At 72.8% G+C, this 19,556-nt stretch carries 17 protein-coding genes; 9 read left to right on the top strand and 8 right to left on the bottom strand.

The window, feature by feature from the left end; all coding sequences use genetic code 11:
• Positions 1 to 130: 130 nt before the first annotated feature.
• Positions 131 to 328 carry a DUF6008 family protein gene (locus AB0F15_RS36770; RefSeq protein ID WP_360280958.1) on the top strand — a complete coding sequence of 66 codons (198 nt, stop codon included), beginning with the start codon at positions 131 to 133 and terminating at the stop codon, positions 326 to 328.
• Here AB0F15_RS36770 and AB0F15_RS36765 read toward each other — a convergent pair.
• The 3 genes from AB0F15_RS36765 to AB0F15_RS36755 form a co-directional block, all read right to left on the bottom strand.
• Positions 309 to 4,421 (bottom strand): beta-galactosidase, encoded by a 4,113-nt coding sequence (locus AB0F15_RS36765; protein WP_360280956.1) that lies wholly within the window; start codon positions 4,419 to 4,421, stop codon positions 309 to 311. The two genes, AB0F15_RS36770 and AB0F15_RS36765, sit on opposite strands and share 20 nt — an antisense overlap.
• Positions 4,422 to 4,606: 185 nt before the next feature.
• Complete coding sequence (locus AB0F15_RS36760) at positions 4,607 to 5,650, bottom strand: LacI family DNA-binding transcriptional regulator (protein ID WP_360280978.1); 1,044 nt, start codon at positions 5,648 to 5,650, stop codon at positions 4,607 to 4,609.
• A gap of 238 nt (positions 5,651 to 5,888) precedes the next feature.
• Positions 5,889 to 6,227, bottom strand: coding sequence for a hypothetical protein (locus AB0F15_RS36755; RefSeq protein WP_360280954.1), 339 nt, complete (start codon positions 6,225 to 6,227; stop codon positions 5,889 to 5,891).
• Between the two features lie 107 nt (positions 6,228 to 6,334).
• Between AB0F15_RS36755 and AB0F15_RS36750 the strand changes: the two genes are divergently transcribed.
• Together AB0F15_RS36750 and AB0F15_RS36745 are read left to right on the top strand one after the other, a co-directional pair.
• Positions 6,335 to 6,904 (top strand): RNA polymerase sigma factor, encoded by a 570-nt coding sequence (locus AB0F15_RS36750; protein WP_360280952.1) that lies wholly within the window; start codon positions 6,335 to 6,337, stop codon positions 6,902 to 6,904.
• Positions 6,901 to 8,043, top strand: a complete 1,143-nt coding sequence (locus tag AB0F15_RS36745) for a CU044_5270 family protein (RefSeq protein ID WP_360280950.1) — start codon at positions 6,901 to 6,903, stop codon at positions 8,041 to 8,043. The genes AB0F15_RS36750 and AB0F15_RS36745 overlap by 4 nt, the downstream gene beginning before the upstream one ends.
• A gap of 49 nt (positions 8,044 to 8,092) precedes the next feature.
• Here the strand turns inward: AB0F15_RS36745 and AB0F15_RS36740 are convergent, their stop codons facing one another.
• The gene (locus tag AB0F15_RS36740) at positions 8,093 to 8,749 is read right to left on the bottom strand and encodes a helix-turn-helix domain-containing protein (protein WP_360280948.1); all 657 of its coding nucleotides are present in this window, start codon (positions 8,747 to 8,749) and stop codon (positions 8,093 to 8,095) included.
• Positions 8,750 to 8,837: 88 nt separating this feature from the next.
• On the opposite strand from AB0F15_RS36740, the gene folE reads away from it, so the two are divergent.
• Positions 8,838 to 9,458: a GTP cyclohydrolase I FolE gene (folE, locus tag AB0F15_RS36735; protein WP_360280946.1), complete on the top strand. Its 621-nt coding sequence runs from the start codon at positions 8,838 to 8,840 to the stop codon at positions 9,456 to 9,458.
• A complete protein-coding gene (locus AB0F15_RS36730) occupies positions 9,458 to 10,663 on the top strand; it encodes an FAD-dependent oxidoreductase (RefSeq protein ID WP_360280944.1) in 1,206 nt (401 codons plus the stop codon). Before folE ends, AB0F15_RS36730 begins: the two co-directional genes overlap by 1 nt.
• A gap of 32 nt (positions 10,664 to 10,695) precedes the next feature.
• Here AB0F15_RS36730 and AB0F15_RS36725 read toward each other — a convergent pair whose 3' ends face one another.
• The 4 genes from AB0F15_RS36725 to AB0F15_RS36710 form a co-directional block, all read right to left on the bottom strand.
• Positions 10,696 to 11,130, bottom strand: a complete 435-nt coding sequence (locus AB0F15_RS36725; RefSeq protein WP_360280942.1) for a hypothetical protein — start codon at positions 11,128 to 11,130, stop codon at positions 10,696 to 10,698.
• 108 nt (positions 11,131 to 11,238) lie between these two features.
• The gene (locus tag AB0F15_RS36720) at positions 11,239 to 11,898 is read right to left on the bottom strand and encodes a response regulator transcription factor (protein WP_360280940.1); all 660 of its coding nucleotides are present in this window, start codon (positions 11,896 to 11,898) and stop codon (positions 11,239 to 11,241) included.
• The gene (locus AB0F15_RS36715; protein ID WP_360280976.1) at positions 11,895 to 13,397 is read right to left on the bottom strand and encodes a GAF domain-containing protein; all 1,503 of its coding nucleotides are present in this window, start codon (positions 13,395 to 13,397) and stop codon (positions 11,895 to 11,897) included. Before AB0F15_RS36715 ends, AB0F15_RS36720 begins: the two co-directional genes overlap by 4 nt.
• Positions 13,398 to 13,563: 166 nt before the next feature.
• Positions 13,564 to 13,971: a pyridoxamine 5'-phosphate oxidase family protein gene (locus AB0F15_RS36710; RefSeq protein WP_360280938.1), complete on the bottom strand. Its 408-nt coding sequence runs from the start codon at positions 13,969 to 13,971 to the stop codon at positions 13,564 to 13,566.
• Between the two features lie 251 nt (positions 13,972 to 14,222).
• Between AB0F15_RS36710 and AB0F15_RS36705 the strand changes: the two genes are divergently transcribed.
• The 4 genes from AB0F15_RS36705 (at position 14,223) to AB0F15_RS36690 (ending at position 19,554) form a co-directional block, all read left to right on the top strand.
• A complete protein-coding gene (locus AB0F15_RS36705; RefSeq protein ID WP_360280936.1) occupies positions 14,223 to 14,840 on the top strand; it encodes a sigma-70 family RNA polymerase sigma factor in 618 nt (205 codons plus the stop codon).
• A 506-nt stretch (positions 14,841 to 15,346) separates the two neighbouring features.
• A complete protein-coding gene (locus AB0F15_RS36700; protein ID WP_360280934.1) occupies positions 15,347 to 16,777 on the top strand; it encodes a DUF1996 domain-containing protein in 1,431 nt (476 codons plus the stop codon).
• Positions 16,778 to 16,883: 106 nt separating this feature from the next.
• Positions 16,884 to 17,933 (top strand): DUF2235 domain-containing protein, encoded by a 1,050-nt coding sequence (locus AB0F15_RS36695; protein WP_360280932.1) that lies wholly within the window; start codon positions 16,884 to 16,886, stop codon positions 17,931 to 17,933.
• A 127-nt stretch (positions 17,934 to 18,060) separates the two neighbouring features.
• Complete coding sequence (locus AB0F15_RS36690; protein WP_360280930.1) at positions 18,061 to 19,554, top strand: PKD domain-containing protein; 1,494 nt, start codon at positions 18,061 to 18,063, stop codon at positions 19,552 to 19,554.
• The last annotated feature ends 2 nt before the right edge of the window (positions 19,555 to 19,556 follow it).

The following is a 19,556-nucleotide window of genomic DNA, read 5'->3' as shown; positions in this document are numbered from 1 at the left end:
TTACTCTGTAACGGTTTGTCCGGCTCCCGACGCACCGCGGGCGCGGTGCTGCGGGTGCTCTGGGCACTGGCCATGGGGCGGCGGTCGGCGTCCTGGCGTACGCGAACCGCCGGCCGACGGCCTCGAGCGGGTGCTGCCGGACCGGCCCACGTTCGGGATGGAGCTGCTGCACCTGACCGGCAACTTCCTGTTCCTGGCCGGTCTGGCGGGCATCATGGTCATCACCCGCCGGGCGCTGACGACGCGCGCCCGGCGCTGGGCGAAGGCGGGCGTCCGGATGCCGGGCCTGCACGGGCTGGAGCACCTGGTCACCGAGCGGGCGGCGTGACGCAGGTGAGCGTCGGCACCGCCCAGTCGGCGTGGTCCTGCCCGTTGCCGTCGCCGCCGTCGGTCACCACCAGGTCGAGGACCTGGGCGCCGGTGACGTCGACGTCGATCGGCACCGCCGCCTGGCCGCCCCGGACCACCGGCGTCGTGACGCGGGTGACGCCGTCGACCGAGACGCTGAAGGCGACGCTGCCGCCGGTGCCGGTTTCCCCGTCGACGCCCGCCGAAGCCGTCAGCCGGGTGCAGGTGCCCGCCAGGTAGAGCTGGACGTCGCTCGCCGCGTGGACGCCGAGGCCCTTGGCGTAGGCCGTGCCGCCGACGGTCATCGGCTTGCCGTCGCCCGCGCTCGCCTCGCCGTTGCTCGTGTCGCGTTCGACCGGGCCCCACCCGTTCGTCGCGGTGAGGAACGGCAGTGAGCTCACCGCGACCTGCCCCGCGGGCGGCGCCGCGGGCACCGCGCCCACGATCCGTTCCCCGGTCACCGAACCCGGGCGGCCCGCCTGCCGGTAGGCCACCGCAACCTTCAGCGCGGCGGTGTCCACAGTGGAGGGAGGGGTCACGGTCCACGTGAACGTCGCCGACTTCCCGCCGTCGATCCGCGGGACCGACGGCGGTGCCGCCGCCCCGACCGTCCACCCCGCCGGAGCGGTGAGCACCGGCTTCACGTCGAACGCGGGCGGCGCCCCGCCCGGCACGCGCACCGTCGCCGACGCGGTGAACTGCTGCCCGCCCGACGCGGTGTCCGGTGCGGTCAGCGACACCGCCGCTGCCGGTGCCGGCGGCATCGCGTACCGCGAGGGGTCGTAGCCGGGCGACGCGTTCTGCCGGACGGTCAGCGGCGAGCGGTAGCTGCCGTAGTTCGTCCAGGCGATCTTGCCGAGGCCGCCGGTGCTGCCGTCGAGGTTCCACACGGCGACGGCGATCGTGTTGCGGCCGTTGGGGTTCAGGATGCCGTTCGGGATCGGGAAGCTGTGCTGCGGCCCGAGGTAGTTCACGTACTGGCCGAGCTGCCAGCCGTTGACGAAGATCAGCGCGCGGTACTGCCGCGCCGGGTCGTCGGTGATCGTCAGGCCGAGCGAGGTGTCCTGGCCGCGCGGCAGATCCAGCTCCGCCGTCGTCCGGTACCACGAGACGCCGGGAGTGGCGTCCTTCGCCGGCAGGGACGCCGGCGCCCAGCCGCGGTCCGGGAAGCCGGGCAGCGACCAGCCTGCGCGCTCGCCGTACAGGCCGCCGGTGTTGAGCGGGCCGCGGACCGGGTCGAGCCCGGTCTCGCCGCCGCGGACGCCCTGCAGCCGCCACGTCACCGAGGTCAGCGGGGTCCCGGTGAGCCGCGCGGCGGTGAGTCCCCGTGCGGCCTTGTTGCCGTTGGCGGCGCCGTAGTCCTCCTCGTGGCCCATGTTCACCGTCAGCACGGAGATCTCGTTGTCCCCCGGCTTCAGCGCGCCGGCCGGGAAGCCGAAGGTGTGCTGCGGGGTGGTCGAGCTGCCGAGGAAGACGCCGTTGAGCCACGCCGAGAACGCGCCCGCCGGGCCGCCGCTCTGGCCGGACAGGGTGATCCCGGTCTGCTTCCCGTCACCGGTGAAGTGGCCGCGGTACCAGGTGTTGCCGGTGTGGAAGCCGTAGTCGTCGGCGAAGAGCACCGGTTTGGTGCCGAGCGCCGTCGAGCTGTTGCTGGTCTCCTTGTCCGCCACCGGCCAGGCCGAGTCGTCGAAGCCCGGCTGGCTCTCGGGCGACTCCTGCTGGTGTTTCCAGCCGGTCAGGTCGGGCAGCGTCACGGGTTTCGCGGTGGGGGCGACGCCGGTGAGGCTGCCGCTCGAGGTCGGCTTCGCCGGCACCCAGGAGCCGTTCCACAGCACCAGCTTCGCCGCGCTGAAGACCTCGAGCGCACCGTCGGTGCCGGTGTCGCCGGTCAGCGACAGGATGCCGTACTGGTCGGTCGCGGTCCGGACCAGGTGGGTGCCGCGGACCAGCACCGGGCCGGTCGCGGTGTCCTGGCGCCAGAACGTCGCCGCCGTCGCCTTGTCCGCGAGCAGCAGGAGCAGCGGGCGAGCGCCGGGGGCGGTGACGAGCACCCGGGTCAGGCCGTCGTGGGTGTAGTTCAGCCGCAGGTCGCCGCGGGCGGCGTCCCACGTGCTCGTCGCCGCGCCGTCGAGAACCTGGACGGTGGGCTGCTTCGCGAACCGCAGGACGGTCTCCCCCGGCCCGCCCTTGTCGCCGTAGAGCACGGCGACGTCACGGTTCCCGATCGCGGCGGTCGTCATGACCTCCGACGTCGAGTACTGCATCCGCGTGGCGCCGAGGTCGTAGCCGGCGACGAGGATCTTCGACTGGCGCCCGTTCAGCGTGATGCCGGTGCCGGGCTGCTGGGGCACGACCGGGTAGTAGTCGGTGCTGCCGGACAGCAGGTCGACGGCGTCCACCACGACGAACGCGCCGTTCGCCTTCGCGTTCTTCTGCCCGGTGACGACGATCTTCAGCGTGTGCGGCCCGGCGGGCAGGTCACGCACCTCGTAGCCGGTGATCTGGTTCTGCTTGCCGGCCGCGTAGAGGTCGACCGAGGAGACCTTCGTGCCGTCGAGGTAGACGTCGGCGATGCCGTGGCTCGGGTCCTTCGACGTCACCCACCGGATCCCGGTGCCGGTGAACGGGACGCTCACGCCGTCCCCGGCGACGTTCGAGAACGACTCGGTGTGCTGGTAGTCGCCGCCGGTGTAGTTGACCTCGGGCCCGACGTGGCTCCAGGTGCCGGTGTAGCCGGCTTCGGCCGCGCGGTCGTCGTAGGTGTAACCGGCGTGGGCGGCCAGGTCGAGCGCGACGGTCGTGGTGTTCGTGGCCGTCGACGTCGAGTCGCTGTGCCGCAGGGTGTGGAACTGCGTGCGGGTGTCCGGGTTGATCCGGGCGGTGTCGGTGAGCGCCGGATCGGTCAGCGGCGCGCCGGCCAGCCCGTCGGTCTTGGTCAGCGGGGCGACGGACTGGGTGAAGTAGCCGATCAGCTTGTCTTCGGCGTACTTCGGGTCGAACTGCCGCGCCTCGGTGATCGCCGCGCCGTAGTCGTAGGAGGTGTAGTTCTGCGGGATGGCGCTCCAGCCCCACGACGTCCCGCCGTGCAGCATGTAGAAGCTCTGGCCGGTCGCGCCGACGGCGATGTTCTGCTTGTAGAAGACGTTCGCGAACTGGTCGTTGATGAGCTGGGCGCACTTCTCGTAGCCGGGGCCGCCCCACGGGTCGAAGGCGCCACCCTGGAACTCGGCCGTGATCAGCGGCTTCCCGGGGACGTGGTCGTAACTGATGTCCGGCACGCCGTTCCACTTCGCCGGGTTCGAGCAGTCGAAGCCCTGCGGGTAGGAGTCGGCGGCGTCGACGTCGAGCGCGGCGTCCCCGGCGTTGAAGGTGCCGTTGTTGTTGCCGACCAGCGGGACGGTGATGCCGTCGGCGCGCGCTTTGTCCTCCAGGTGCTGCATGTAGACGCGGCCGTCGGCGTTGCCGTTGTAGTACTCGTTCTCGACCTGGTAGGCCAGCACGCTGCCGGTGCCGTTCGTCAGCTGGTGGCGGGCGATGATGCGGTCGATCTGCGTCTGCCACTCGTCGGAGTACTTCAGGTACACCGGGTCGGCGCTGCGGGTGTGGCCGGGCGTGGTGGACAGCCAGGTGGGGAACCCACCGCCGTCGACCTCGGCGTTGATGTACGGCCCGGGCCGCGCGATCACGTAGAGCCCGGCCTGCTGCGCCATGTCGAGGAGCTTGTCGAGGTCCCGGATGCCGGTGAAGTCGTAGACGCCCTGGCGCGGCGAGTGGTAGCCCCAGTCGAAGTAGAGCGACGTCGAGTTGAAGCCGGCCGCCTTCATCTTCTGGAAGATGTCGAGCCACAGGTCGGGGCTGGGCAGCCGGTAGGAGTGGAACTCCCCCGACCACAGGTAGGTCCGGGTGCCGTCGACCAGGAACGAATAGCCGTCGTAGGTGACGCTGTGCGTCGGCCGGGCCGCGGGCGCGGCCGCGGCGGTCGCGGACTGCGGGACGGCGATCCCGGCGAGGGCGAACAGGACGGACAGCAGAACGGTGAACAACGTCCGGCGACGGCGGCGGGCGGAGCGCATGCGGGGGCCTCCTGGAGCGGCGGGGACCACAATCGAACATGAACCTTTGCCGATCGCACAGAAGTGGTCAAGATACAACACCAGGATGGATCAGTGCGGACGTATTGTTAGCGCTAACATCACTCCGGCGAAAGGGATCCAGCGCCAGGAACCCACCCGGCCGCCGCCACTGCCACTGAGCCCGGTCAGCGGGAAGCGGTGCTCTCCCGCACGACGAGTTCGGCGGCCACCAGGCGCCGGGCTCCCGCGTCGCCGCCCGCCATCCGGTCTTCGAGGAGCCCGAAGGTGCGGCGGCCGACCTCGATGAAGTCCTGCCGGACGGTCGTCAGCGGCGGGGTGAAGTACTCGGCCTCGGGCACGTCGTCGAACCCGGCGACGTGGACGTCCTCCGGCACCCGGATGCCGGCCTCGGTGAACGCCCGCAGCACGCCGAGCGCCATCTGGTCGTTGGCCGAGAAGACCGCCTTGAGGCCGCGCTTGCCGACCAGCGCCCGGCCCGCCTCGTAGCCCGAACGCGGGCTCCAGTCGCCGCGCACCACCGCCGGCACCCGCAGGCCGCGCTCCTCCAGGGTCTCCCGCCAGCCGCGTTCGCGATCGCGGGCCTCCAGCCAGTCCTCCGGCCCGGCGACGTGCCAGACGGTCCGGTGCCCCAGTGCCAGCAGGTGCTCGGTGACCCGGCGGGCCCCGTCGTACTGGTCGACCGAGATCACCGGCACCGGCGCCGACTCCCCGCCGCCGACGGCGACCAGCGGGATGTCCGACGGCGCCGCCGCCAGCGCGCGCCCGGCCGTGATGTGCGGGGCGATCACGACGATCCCCTCGACCGCCTGGCGCCGCAGGCTCTCCACCGCGTCACCGATCGACGTCCGGCCGGGCCGGGTCACGCTGCAGATCGCGACGCCGTACCCGGCCTCTCGGGCCGCGTTCTCGATGCCGTACAGCGTGCTCGCCGGGCCGTACAGGTTGGACTCGAGCGCGACCACGCCGAGGGTGCCGGACCGGCCGGTGACCAGCGCCCGCGCCGCGGTGTTGGGCCGGTAGCCGAGCTTCTGCACGGCGACCAGGACCCGTTCGCGGGTTTCCGGACGCACCGGCCCGCTCTCGTTGACCACGCGCGAGACGGTCATGTGCGAGACGCCGGCCATGCCGGCGACGTCGGCCAGGCTCGGCTGCCGCGGCCCCGGCGGAGCGGTCCTCGTCTGCTCTCCCGGCTTCGCCCGGTCCACCACCCTGGCCCCCTCCACGTCGTGCCGTGCCACCACCCCCGAGACGGTACCGCCGAATCGGGGCCTTCCGGACGTCCCGCGCCGCTTCGGAACCCGCCGAGCGGAACAGAAAGCGCTTTCAGGACGGTCCCCCGCGCCGGGTGGCCGTCGCCCGGCTCGAGGCGGCCGGCCGGCCGATGAGGACGACGCCGTACCGGCGACCGCCTCGCCCGCTCGCCGGGTGCGGCCCGGGTCGCCGGCTTCACCGGCCGGACGCCGGGCCGCCGGACGATCGGCCGGGTCCCGGCGACAGTGTCGTCGAGGAGGCCGCACGGCCGGGGATGAGCGCACCGGGCTTCCCGGGGGCGGGGTGCGCACGCCCGCGACCAGCAGGCAGAGGCGCCGGCGTCTTTTTCGCCGACGTCTCCGGCGGCGCCGCGGTCGCCGTCGTCGCCACACTCGTCGTCAGGGCCGGCGGGGTCGCGGGTGGCGGCTCCACCGCCGCGGGCCCCGGCGGCCGCACCGCCGCGGCCACGCCCAGCGTCGCCGCCACCGCACCGGCGCACGTCGCGGCGAGCAGCATCGCGGTTCGTCTGTGCATACCCTGTTGTTGTCCGGAGACCGCCGCGGCGTTCTCGTCGATGTGGCGTGCGTCTCATCCGGACGAGTGGACGGGGACGCGGGCAGCGGGCCGCGACAACCAGTAGCGTGACCAGAATCGTCCCACGGCTGGACCGGCCCGACCTCGCCGCGCGGGATCCGCAGCAGATCTTCGCGCGGCTCTTCGACGAGTACGCCCCTCCCCTGCGCGGCTACCTCGCGGGCCGGGTGGGCGTGCACGCCGCCGACGACCTCGTGGCGGAGACGTTCGTCGTCGCCCTGCGAAGACGGGCGAGCTACGACCCGCAGCAGGCGCCCGTCCGCGGCTGGCTCTACGGGATCGCCACCAACCTGCTGCGCAACCACGTGCGCCAGGAGGTCCGCGGGTTCCAGCTGACCGCGAAGGCCGGCGTCGAAGACCGCCCGGCCGAAAACCACGACGCCGCGGTCGCCGGCCGGGTCGACGCGGCGGCCCGCCTGCGCGTGCTGGCGGCCGGGCTCGCCGCACTGTCCGAACAGGACCGCGACGTCCTGCTGCTCACGTCCTGGGCCGGTCTCGAACCGGCCGAAGTCGCCGAGGCGCTCGGCGTGCCCGCGAGCACGGTCCGCTCGCGCCTGCACCGCGTGCGCCACCGGCTCCAGGCCCTGCTCGTCCCCACCGAGGAGAACCACTCGTGAACGAACTCGACGAAACCCTCGAGCTGCTCCACCGGGAAGCCCGCACCGCCCCGGCCGACCTGTCCGCGGCCCGCGCCCGGCTGCAGGCCGAGCTCGACGCCGGACCGGCGGCCCCGGTCGTCCTGCTGCACCCGGAACGCCGGCACCCGAAACGCCTGCGCCGGTTCGCGCTGCCGGTCGCCGCCGCGGTGGCCGGTGTGGTCGCGGTGACCGTCGTCGTCTCCCAGCAACGCCCGGCCAGGCCGGTCGCGGCGCCGCCGGTGCCGACCGCGCCGGTCCCGGTCCCGACCGCGCCGGTCCCGACCCCGGCGGCCCCGGACGTCCGGCTGATGTCGGCGGTCCAGGTGCTGACCCGGGCCGCCGATCTCACCGTCGGCGCGGCCGATGCGCCGGTCGGACCAGGGCAGTTCCGGTACGTCGCCGAGCACACCTGGGTGGGGCGCGGCGTCCAGACCGGCGACCGCACCGGCTACACCTACCTGTGGGAGCAGGAGGTCGACCGCTGGATCCCGGCCGACGAGCACGACGTCTGGCAGGAGACGCGCAAGATCCTGACCACCGGGAAGTTCCTCGGCGGCTCGGTGCCGCAGGCGCAGGCCCCCGAGCCGGAGATCACGGACACCGACCAGGGACAGTGGCAGGGCCGGTGCGGCGACTTCTTCCCGAAGTCGAAGCCGCCGAAGAAGTGCGGTGACGCGACCGACTGGGACAGCCCGGCGTTCTACGCGGCGCTGCCGCACGACCCGGCCGCGCTGTACGCGAAGCTGCAGCAGCTGACGAAGCACCGTGGCTCGACGCCGTCGGTGATGTTCCACTTCGGGATCGAGATCCTCCGCGCCGGCCAGATGCCGGCGCCGCTGCGGGCGCAGTGGTACCGGGCGCTGGCGAAGATCCCGGGCATCACGGTCCTGGCCGCGGAGGCCAACCTCGACGGCCGCACCGGCGTCGCCCTCGGGCTCGACGACCGGCACGAGATCCGCCAGCTGATCATCGACCCGGTGACGGGCGCGTTCATCGGCGAGCGCACGGTCGCCGGGGCGGAGCCCGACGAACCGTGGATCAAGCCGGGCACGGAGATCGGCGCGAGCGCGATCACCACCGCGGTCGCCGATCGGCTCGGCGAAGTCCCGCCGAAGTAGCGATCGCCCGCCGGCCGCCTCGGCACGAGGGGGCCCGCGCGGGCGCGGCTCAGTGCCGGGCGAGGCGCACGCAGCAGAAGCCCGGCTGCGGGTCCAGCCGGGCGCGGAGACCGCGGTCGCCCACGCCGTCGAGCATGCCTTCGACCAGGCCGAGGTTCATCTCGCACACCAGCCGCGTGTGCGTCGCCGCCAGCCGGTGGAACGGGCAGTTGCCGAGCAGGACCTCGCCGCCGTCGACGCGTGGCTCGAAGCCGTGTTCTTCCAGCGTGCCGACGATGTCCGGGGCGCCGGCCGCGAGCTCCGCCCCCCGTTCGCGGGCGCACCGCGCCAGGATTTCCCGTGGCGAGCCGCCGGTTTCGTCGGCCTCCTCCACCGCGGACGCGAGGAGCTCGCCCGCCAGCTCGTACTGGCGCTCGGGCAGGGAGACGCTCACCTGCCGGTCCGACCTGCGGTACAGCTTCGCCGGACGGCCCGCCCCCGGCCCGCTGCGCCCGGTGCGGCGCTCGTGGCCGACGGTCAGCAGCCGCTCCTCCACCAGGCGGTCGAGGTGGAACGCCACGGTCGCCCGGGGCACGCCGAGGGCCGCGGCGACGTCGTCCCGGCTCACCGGCTCCGGGCGGCGGACGACGTACTCGTACAACCGGCGCCGGGTCGGCTCGTCGAGCGCTGCCACCGCGGCCAGCGCGCCTGCCTGGGTTTCCTGCATCACCGCATTCTAAAACACACAACTGTTGACGAAAACCCCCGGGAGCTTCTAACGTCGAGCCGACTTGATTTTAGAAGGAGGCACGCCCGTGACCGTCGAACCCGTGAGCGCCCCGGTGCCGCTGCGGCACCTCGGTGTCGTCCACGACCGCGGCACCGTCGACCTGGCCGCGGCGGAGCGCGCGGTCGCCGACCTGCTGCGGGCGCTGGGGAAGGACCCGTCGTCGGTGCACCTCGGCGACACGCCGCGGCGGGTGGCCAACGCGTACGCGGAAATGCTGCAGCCGCGCGACTTCCAGCTGACGACGTTCCCCAACGACGAGGGCTACGACGAGCTCGTGCTGGCGAAGAGCATCCCGGTGCAGTCGCTGTGCGAACACCACCTGCTGCCCTTCCGCGGCGTCGCACACGTCGGCTACCTGCCCGGCGAGCGGATCCTCGGGCTGTCGAAGCTCGCCCGCGTCGTCGAGATGTTCGCCCGCGACCTGCAGGTGCAGGAGCGGCTGACCAAGCAGGTCGCGGACTGGCTGCAGGAACACCTGGCCCCCCAGGGTGTCGGCGTGGTGATCGAAGCCGAGCACCTGTGCATGTCCCTGCGCGGCGTCCGCGCGAACGGCGCGCTGACCGTGACGTCGTCGCTGCACGGCCTGCTGCGCGAGGAACCCAAGACACGGCAGGAGTTCTTCGCCCTGACCGGGGTGAGCGGCTGATGGACACCTTCGTCGTCGCCGGCGCCGGGCTGACCGGCGCCAAGGCCGCGGAAACCCTGCGGGCCGAAGGCTTCGCCGGGCGCGTCGTCATCGCCGGCGCGGAGCCGGACCTGCCCTACGAGCGGCCGCCGCTGTCGAAGGGCTACCTGCTCGGCCAGGACGACCGCGCGTCGGTGTTCGTCCACGACGAGAAGTGGTACGCCGACCAGGGCATCGAGGTGCTGACCGGCCGGCGCGTCACGGCGCTCGACCGGTCCGCGCACGAAGTGGAACTGGCCGGCGGCGAACGCCTCGGGTACACGAAGCTGCTGCTGGCGACCGGCGCGTCGCCGCGGCGGCTGCGGGTGCCCGGCAACGACCTGGACGGCGTCCACTACCTGCGCCGGCTCGCGCACGCCGACCGGCTGCGCGACGCGCTGGCCGCGGGTGGCCGGGTCGTCGTGGCCGGCGCGGGCTGGGTCGGCCTGGAGACCGCCGCGGCCGCCCGCCACTACGGCTGCCCGGTCACCGTCGTCGAGCCCGGCCCGGCCCCGCTGCACGCCACACTCGGGCCGGAGCTGGGCGGCTTCTTCGCCGACCTGCACCGCCGCCACGGCGTGGAGCTGCGGTTCGGCACCACAGTGACCGGCTTCGCCGGGGACTCCGCGGTCTCGGCGGTGCTCACCGACGACGGCGAGATCCCGGCCGACGTGGTCGTCGTCGGCATCGGCGCCCGGCCCGAGACGCAGCTGGCCGCCGACGCGGGCCTGACCGTCGACGACGGCATCCGCGTGGACGCCGGTCTGCGCACCGACGACCCGGACGTCTTCGCCGCGGGCGACGTCGCCGCCGTGTGGCAGGAACGCTACGGACGGCACGTCCGCGTGGAGCACTGGGCCGCGGCGACGAACGGTGGCCCGGCGGCGGCCCTGGCGATGCTCGGCCGCGAAGTCGTCCACGACGACCTGCCGTACTTCTTCTCGGACCAGTACGACGCCGGCATGGAGTTCACGGGCTGGTTCCCCCCGGGTGGCTACGACCGCGTCGTCACCCGCGGCGATACCGAGGCGTTCCACGCGTTCTGGCTGGCCGGCGGCCGGGTGGTCGCCGGACTGCACGTGAACAAGTGGGACGATGGCCTCGACGCGGTGCGCGAACTGATCCTCAGTGGACGGACGGTGGACCCGGCCCGGCTGGCCGACCCGGCCCAGCCGCTCACGGAGTAGGAGCGGGCCCGGGAGTGTCCACCCGGGACCGGCTAGTCCTCCCGCCGGTGCCGGCCGCGCCGCGCGCCCGCGATCGCGCGCACCCGGGTGGCCAGGTCTCCGCGGCGTGCCCGGCGCGCGTACTCCAGCAGCGCCTCCGCCTGGGCCTGCGGCAGCCATCCCCGGTCCGCGCCCGCCTCCAGGCGGAGCAGGTGCGTCACCAGCTCCCGCGACTCCACGTCGTGCTCGCCCGCCAGCTCCGCGAACCGGCAGGCGGCCTCGGCCTCGCCGTCGCACCACGCCGTCATCGCGAGCAGCGTCGCCGTCGCCGTCAGGATGTCGCCGCGGTGGACGCCTCCCTCCGCCGCCAGGTGCTCCGCCAGCTGGAAGCTGCGTGCGCCGATGCCGCCGGCCCCTTCCCGGCGCACCGCGTCCGCGAGTGCCCGGATCTGCTGCGTGACATAGTCCCCGCCCGACAACCCCGCCATGCCGTCCCCTCCGCCGCGCACGCAATCAGTGCGTCACCCGACAGGTGTACTCCATCGGCGGCCGGATACGTCGGACGCCCCACCGGTTACGTCCGAACAGGCGTTGATTCAGCCCGATCGTCCCGGTTCGGCGCGGCGCTGGGACATGTAGACCGCCGCCGAGGTGCGCCGCTCGACGCCGAGCTTGTGCAGCACCGACGAGACGTAGTTCTTCACCGTCTTCTCGGCCAGGAACAGCCGCTCGGCGATCTGCCGGTTGGTCAGGCCCTCCGCGACGAGGTCCAGCACCCGCCGCTCCTGCGGGCTCAGCTGCTCGTACCGCGGGTCGGGGGCCGAGACGTTTTCCCCGCGCAGCTTGTTCATCACCGACGCCGTGAGGTTGGCGTCGAGCAGCGAGCCGCCCGCGGCGACCGTGCGGACCGCCTCGACCAGCGACCGGCCGGAAACCTGCTTCAGCATGTACCCGGCCGCGCCCGCCATGATCGCCCCGAACAGCGCGTCGTCGTCCGAATAGGACGTCAGCATCAGGCAGGCGGGTGGCGGGTCCACGGTGGACCGGATCTCCCGGCACACCGCCACGCCTTCGCCGTCGGGCAGCCGGACGTCGAGGACGGCCACGTCCGGACGGGCCTGCGGGATCCGCACCAGCGCCTCGGCCGCCGTAGCCGCCTCCCCGACCACCTCGATGTCCGCCTCGGACTCGAAGACGGTCTTCAGCCCGGTGCGGACCAGCTCGTGGTCGTCCAGCAGGAACACCGCGATCGTCATCGTCCACTCCCCTGGTCGCCGGCCGCCGCCGGCAGTTCTGCGGTCCATTCCAGCCGGGAACCGCCGTCCGCGGCGGCCGCCAAGACGCAGTGCCCGCCCCACCGGGCCGCCCGCGAAGCGAGGTTGGCCAGGCCGCTGATCCGGCCGGCTCGCGGCGGCGGGCCGACCCCGTCGTCGCGCACCACCAGCGTCAGCCGCCGGCCGAGCCGGTCGACGGTGACCTCGACCGACGACGATCTAGCCTCGGCGTGCCGGGCGACGTTCGTCAGCGCTTCCCGCAGCGACGCGATCAGATCGGAGCGGACCGCGTCCGGCACCGCGGCGTCCAGCGGCCCGTCGAAGCCGACCCGCGGCTCGAACCCGAGCGTGTCCCGGGCGTCCACGGCCACCCGCAGCAGTTCCGCGCGGAGGCTGCCCTGCGCCTGCGCGGGCGCCTGGAGCGAAAAGATGCTGTTGCGGATCTCCCGGATCGTGCCGTCGAGGTCCTGGGCGAACCCGGACACGCGCGCGGCGACCCCCGCGTCGGCGATCAGCCTGCTGACCCCCTCCAGCCCGAGCCCGGTCGCGAACAGCCGCTGGATCACCAGATCGTGCAGGTCACGGGCGATCCGGTCCCGGTCCTCGAACACCGCCAGCTGCTGGCGCGCATCCTGGGCCCGGGAGAACTCGACCGCGAGCGCGGCATGCCCGGCGAACGTCTCGGCCAGCTGGACGTCGGAGTCGGTGAACGGCGACCGGTCGCGGAACTTCGCGACCACCAGCACCCCGAGGGTCTCCTCGCCGACGATCAACGGCACCGAGATCGCCGAATCCAGGTCCTTGATCATCGCCGGCATCGGCCCGTCGTGGTCGCGCTGCTGCTCCTGCACGTGGTCGCCGTAGTCGCGCACCACCACCGGCTGCCGGGTGGTGAACGCCATCCCGGTGGCGGTCCCTTCGGTCGGCACGGTCAGGCCGGTCAGGCGGTCGGCGTCCTCGCCCGGCGGCTCGACGACGTCGAACACGAGCCTGCCGGGTCCGTCGGGCCGCGCGATCGCGCCCGCCGTCCCGCCGGCCACGACCCGGGCGCGTTCGGCGACCAGCCGGAGCGTGGCCCGCAGGTCCTGGACCGCGAGCAGGGCGCGGGTGACGTCGTAGGACGCTTCGAGCCAGCGTTCCCGGCGGCGCATCCGGTCGACGAGCAGGGCTTTCTCGACGGCCATCCCGGTGGCCGCGCTCAGCGCGCCGAACACCTCGCGGTCGCGGCGGCCGAACTCCGCGCCGTCGCCGGGTTCGACCGCGAGGGTACCGAAGGTGCGCGTCCCCACGCCGACCGGCAGCTCGACCGCGCCGGCACCGAGCGCCCCCCGGCCGTACTCGGCGACCCCGCCCTCGGCCAGGACCAGCCGGCCGCGCCGGGCGCCGAGCAGTTCGCACGTCACCGTGACCGCGCGGTCCAGCAGGGCCGGCAGCTCCAGCTCGCGGGCGATGCCGCCCACCGCCGCGAGGATCGCCGGCATGCTGAGTTCGTCCGCCACTTCCGTCGACCCCGCTGGCTCCGCCCGAATCCCGGGCTTGCCCCGGGGCCGTCAAGGGTCCCACACGGCACTGCCCATGTCGGCCCAATCCGGTTCGTCCATCCGGTGGGTCGGTGACGGACGCTGCTCCGTTACAGCAGCCGCAGGATCACTCCGCGTGACAAACGATGCGGTGGCCGGTGATCGTCTCGGCCGGGACGCGCAGGTACCGGTGGCCCGTCCGGGTGGCCCCGGGGCACGGGCAGGCGGTGGCGCCGAAATCGACGGCACCGGACTCGGTGGCCCGGCCCAGCAGGCTGACGTACCAGCCGGCGCCGAGATCGGCGGCGAGGTCGTCGGCTTCGAACGCGACGACGGCGTCGCGTGCGCCCGCATACAGCGGGCTGCCGGCCGGCACGGCGAACACCACGGCGTCGTCGACCACGGTGAACCGCACCGGACGCACCGCCGGCATCGCCCGGTGGGTGAAGATCACCCGTCCGAGGCTCGCCGTCCGGAGCAAGGCGAGGCACTGCTGCCGGTCGAGCAGCAGCCCGAAGCCCACGTCTTCCACCATTTGCGTCCCTGTGTTTCCGCTGTGAAATCCCCGGCCACCAGCGTGATCGGCGGCCCCAGGTCGCCGATAGGGCCGTTCGGCCCGGCCACCCGGGCGGCCGGGAGGCGACGCGGGCCCGGCAGATCCGGGCCCGGAGCACCAGGGCCGGAAGACCCGGTTCGCGACGGCCGCCCGGCCGGTGTGGCCGCCACGCGGAGTGACCTAGCGTCGTGACCGTCCGTTGTCGCGAAGCAGGAAGCAGGGGTGGGCCGATGCCGCCGCGTTCCGCCGAGGGTGGTCCCGCGCCCACGGCGACGTTCTCCCTCGACCCGGCACTCGTCCGGTCCGCGGTGCAGGGCAACCGCACCGCGGTGGCGGGGCTGCTGCACGCGCTGCGGCCGCTGGTGTTCCGCTACTGCCTGGGCCGGCTCCGCACGTGGCAGGACGGTTCGTCCGACGCCGAGGACTGCGCCCAGGACGTGCTGCTCGCGATCGTCCGCGCCCTGCCGGGGTATCGCCACGACGCCGAGGGATTCGTGCCGTTCGTCTTCGGCATCGCCGCGCACAAGGTGGCCGACTTCCACCGGCGCCGGGCCCGCGACCGCACCAGCCCGGTCGCCGAACCGCCCCCGGGCCGGGCGGACGGCGCGGACCCGACGAGCGAAGAGGCCGAGCGCGCCGCCGCGCTCGACTGGTCCTCCGGGTTGCTCGACACGCTTCCGCCGCGCCAGCGCGAAATCCTCGTCCTGCGCATCATCCTGGGCATGACGGCCGAGGAAACGGCCGCCGCGGTCGGCCTCGCCAGCGCCGGCGCGGTCCGCGTCGCCCAGCACCGCGCCCTCGCCACGCTGCGGCGCAGCCTGCTCGCCCACAAAGGGGCGGCTTCCTGAGGGTTTCGCGGATCCGGCGTCGTGAATGGGGCCGAAGGTCGCCGTTCTCGCATTTCACGGCCATTCCCGCGAACCCCCGCACCGCGGGCATTCCGCACGCCTCACCCAGGGATACGGATGCGGGTTCACCTCGGTTCAAAGTTTTTTTCGCGACTTCGCCGGGCCAGGACAATCCCCAGGTCAGAAGCCCTTTCAGTCACCGAGACGACACCCCAGCCTGACGGTTCGTAACGGCGAAAAGAACTTCTTGCCCGATGTCAAGCGCCCGTGTAGCTTGCATAACGGAACGATAACCAGCCGGTTGACGGCGCGTCCACGGGCAGGTGAGTCGCGCATCCACTGATGTCGGGTCAGTGGACCAGCCGGGCATCGTTCCTGCCGACGCCTGCTTTGAAAAAGCCGTTGAACGAAACCGTTGAAGGAACCCCGCCTGACCGCCGCCGAGCCTGGGGCTCGCACCGGTCGGTGCCGTGCGTTCCCGCCAGCCCGACACCGGAGGATTTTCCATGTCCCGCACCCAAGGACGGCATCGCCTTTCCCGCAGAACGAAGATCGCGACCGGCGGCCTCGCGCTCGCCATCGCGGTCGGCGGCATCGTCGTCGCGACGACCACCGGCCACACCGGTGAAGCCAGCGCCGACGAAGCGAACCCCGCCTTCTTCGTCGACATCCTGAAGGTGAAGCCGAACCAGTTCGACCCACGCCCGGTCACCGGCGCGGCGACGGGCACGTTCACCGTCGATTGCGGCCGCAACGAGAACCAGCACTTCAACCCGGACAACTTCATCGCCCAGCCCGGCGTCCGCAACGGCGCGCAGCACCTGCACGACTACGTCGGCAACCTCTCGACGAACGCGGACTCGAACAACAAGAGCCTCGTCAAGGCGGGCACCACCTGCAGGAACGGGGACAAGTCCGCGTACTTCTGGCCCGTGGTCCGCATCGACACCGGCGAAGAGGAGAAGAACGAGCCCGCCAAGGCGCCCGACGGCGACCGGGCGCAGGCCGACCGCGAGGCGAAGACCGTCCAGGTGGCTTGCCCGGACGTCGCCAGCAAGCTGACCGACATCCCCGACCAGGCCATGGCCGAGGTCGACGGCAACCTGGACCAGCTCGACTCCCAGAGCGACGAGGCCAACCAGCGCATCGCCGCGACCCAGGGCCAGGGCGGCCAGGACTTCGTGCGCAACGCGATCCTGAACCCGCTCAAGGACCGGCGCACCGCGATCCTCGAACGGATCGCCATCGCGATCGGCCGGTTCGCGCAGAAGCCGCGTGACCTGGGCGGTCTCGCGCCGTGCGCGACGAAGCCGGGCAAGGACACCGGGACACCGGCACCGCCGCCGAGCAGCACCGCCGGAGGTGCGCTGCCCGGCCAGGACGAGAACAACGAGCTGCCCGGCAACGACGGCAAGATCCTGCGGCCGCAGCGGGTGCAGCTCACCTTCCGCGGCAGCCCGGTCGGCAAGGTCGTGGCGATGCCGCGCTTCCTGCGCGTGCTCTACGGCGACGCGAAGGTCTCGACCAACGGGCCCGCCAACGCGCGGGCGAGCTGGACGTGCACCGGCTTCGAAAACCGCGTCACCGACAAGTACCCGATCTGCCCCGACGGCAGCAAGGTCAAGCGCATCCACACCTTCCCCAGCTGCTGGGACGGCAAGAACACCGACAGTGCCAACCACCGCACGCACATCGTGTTCCCGGACCAGTTCGGCCGGTGCGGCAAGGGGTTCAAGGCCGTGCCGCAGCTGCAGGTCTCGCTGACCTACGACATCCCGCGGGACATCCAGCTGAAGAAGCAGTACAAAGTGGACGCCTTCCCGCAGGAGAAGCACAACCCGCTGTCCGACCACGACGACTTCGCCAACGTGATGTCGCAGCGGATCATGAACGGCCTGGTGAACTGCGTGAACCGCGGACGCACCTGCCGGGCGTGACCCGGGGATCGGCGGCGCACCCGGGGATGGTGCGCCGCCGGCCCGCCTCGCCGTAACGCCCGGCCGGGTGACCGCGACTCACGAGGGTCCGACGCCGGGAGGAAACATGGCGAAACGTCTCGTGATCTGCTGCGACGGCACCTGGAACACCCTCCGCCAGCCGGCTCCGACGAACGTGGGACAGCTCCAGAGGGCCGTCGCGCCGACCGACCCGGACGGGGTCGAACAGCGGGTGCACTACCGCGAAGGGGTCGGCACCGGCAAGCTGTGGGACCACCTCCTCGGCGGCGCCTTCGGCGTGGGCCTTTCGGCGAAGGTGCAGGACGCCTACCGCTTCGTCGTCGAGAACTACGAGCCCGGCGACGAACTCTTCTTCTTCGGCTTCAGCCGCGGCGCCTACACCGCGCGCAGCACCGTGGGCTTCATCCGCAACTGCGGCGTCCTGCGCCCCGGCGAGGCCGGCCGGCTCGAGGAGGCCTACGAGCTCTACCGGGCTCGCGACAAGGGCACCACCGGCCCGGAGAGCCCCCGGGCCCGCGAGTTCCGCGCGAAGTACGCCCGCGAAGACCGGACGCCCATCCGGTTCGTCGGGGTCTGGGACACCGTCGGTGCCCTGGGCATCCCGCTCAGTGGCGGCCGGCTGCTCCACCTGCTGAACAAGCGCTGGCAGTTCCACGACATGGAGCTCACCTCGATTGTGGAATCGGCGTTCCAGGCGCTCGCGGTCGACGAGCACCGCCGGTCGTTCAAGCCGGCCGTCTGGGCGCCGTCATCGGCGGCGAACGGTCAGGTGCGCGAACAGGTCTGGTTCGCGGGCGCCCATTCCGACGTCGGCGGCGGCTACCCGCAGCCCGCCCTGTCGGACCTCACCCTCCGGTGGATGACCGCGCGCGCCGGGAAGTGCGGCCTGGCCTTCGAACCGGATGCCTTCGCGGAGCTGGCCGCCCGGAACGAACTCGGCGAACTGCACAATTCGCTCAACGCGTTCTTCCGGTGGTTCGGCTCCGCCTCCCGCGAGATCGGCCGGGTGGATCCGCCGACGGAGTTCGCGGGGGCGTGCGCGCTGCACCGCCACGACCGCATGCGGCCGCCGTACCGTCCGGGAAACCTCCTCACCTACCTCGCGGATCCGGCGCACCGGATCATGGAGGCCTGACGCCGGCGTCCGTTACGGCATTCGGCGTAACTTGGCCTCAGCCTGTCACGCGGGGACGGGTTCCGTCGATACGTCGGCGGGGATCTTCGTCATGGGGCGAAGAGCACCCTGCGAGGGGGCGAGTTTCGTGCTGTTTTCTTTGCGATCCCGCGGCCGGATCGGCGTGGTCACCGTGCTGACCGCGGCGCTGGCGGCGGTGGTCCCGGGCGTCGCGCAAGCGGCGGCGCCACCGGCCAACGACGACTTCGACGCCGCGGCCGCGGTCACTTCCCTGCCGTTCACCACGCAGGAGGACACCGGAGCGGCCACCAAGGCCACCGACGATCCTCTGTGGTGCGAGGGGTACGCCACGACCGGGACCGTCTGGTTCAGCTACACCGCGACCCAGGACGGCCTGCTCCGGGCGACGACGGCGGGCAGTGACCACCGGACGATGCTGTCGGCGAACACCGGGCCGCGCGGCGGGGTGCAGAGCGTCGCCGACGCCTGCGACTACGGGTCCGCCCCGGCCATCACGTTCCGCGCGACGGCCGGGACGACGTACTCCTTCCTGGTCGGCGGCCTCGACCAGCCCGGTGGCGCGCTGACCTTCGCGCTCGACACGGTCGCGCCGGCGCCCAACGACGCGTACGGGACCGCCGAGCCGGTGACCACCCTGCCGTTCACGAGCCAGCCGGACCTCTCGGTCGCCGCGGCCGAGGCCGGCGAGCCGGAGTCGAGCTGCGTGGACGACGAGGGCGCGCCCTCGGTCTGGTACTCCTACCCGGCTTCGGATGCGCCGCACGCGCTCAGCGCGCGGGTCGAGGGCACCGACGCCACCGTCACCGTCTACGCCGGCAGCTCCCTGCCGGAGCTGACCCAGGTCGCCTGCGCGCGGCCGAACTCGGTCCGGCCGGCCCTGTTCCGCACGAGTCCCGGTACCGGCTACGCCATCCGCGTCACGGGGGCGCACCACGGCTACGGGCCTTTCCGGTTCACCCTGGCCGAGACGCCGCCGCTGAACCCGGACGTGTCCGTCTACCCCTCGTCCGCGACGGTGTTCGACAACGTCGGGTTCTCCGCGTCGTCGTGGAACGACATCGACCGGCCGCTCGGCGGGACGTGGGACTTCGGCGACGGCACGACGGCCCCGGTGGGCACCGACACCGTCTACCACCGTTACGCGGCCGACGGCGTCTACTCCGTCACGCTCCACGCGACGTCTCCCGACGGGCGCACCGCGACCGTGACCAGGTCGGTCACGGTGACCACGCACGACGTCGGGATCGCGAAGTTCGTGGTCCCCTCCTCGGCGCGGCAGGGTGAGAGCAAGCCGGTGTCGGTGGACGTGACCAACACGCGGTACGCCGAAACGGTCACCGTCGTGCTGTCGAAGCGGTCCACGAACTACTGGACCGAGGTCGGCCGGCTGACCCTGCAGGTGCCCGCGCGGGCCACCGGCAAGGTCCGGTTCCCGTTCGCCTACACCTTCACCCCGGACGACGCGCTCGCCGGGAAGGTCGCGTTCCGCGCGGAGGCCGAGCTGGAGTACCCGTCGGCCGATGCCCTCCCGGGCGACAACGAGGCGATCTCCGTCGCCACGACCGTCAAGCCGCCCGCCACGCGCATCGTCGCCGTCTGACC

The organism is Amycolatopsis sp. NPDC026612 (genome assembly GCF_040638285.1).
Taxonomy (GTDB): Bacteria; Actinomycetota; Actinomycetes; order Mycobacteriales; family Pseudonocardiaceae; genus Amycolatopsis.
This window is presented reverse-complemented; position numbering and strand designations above follow the sequence as displayed.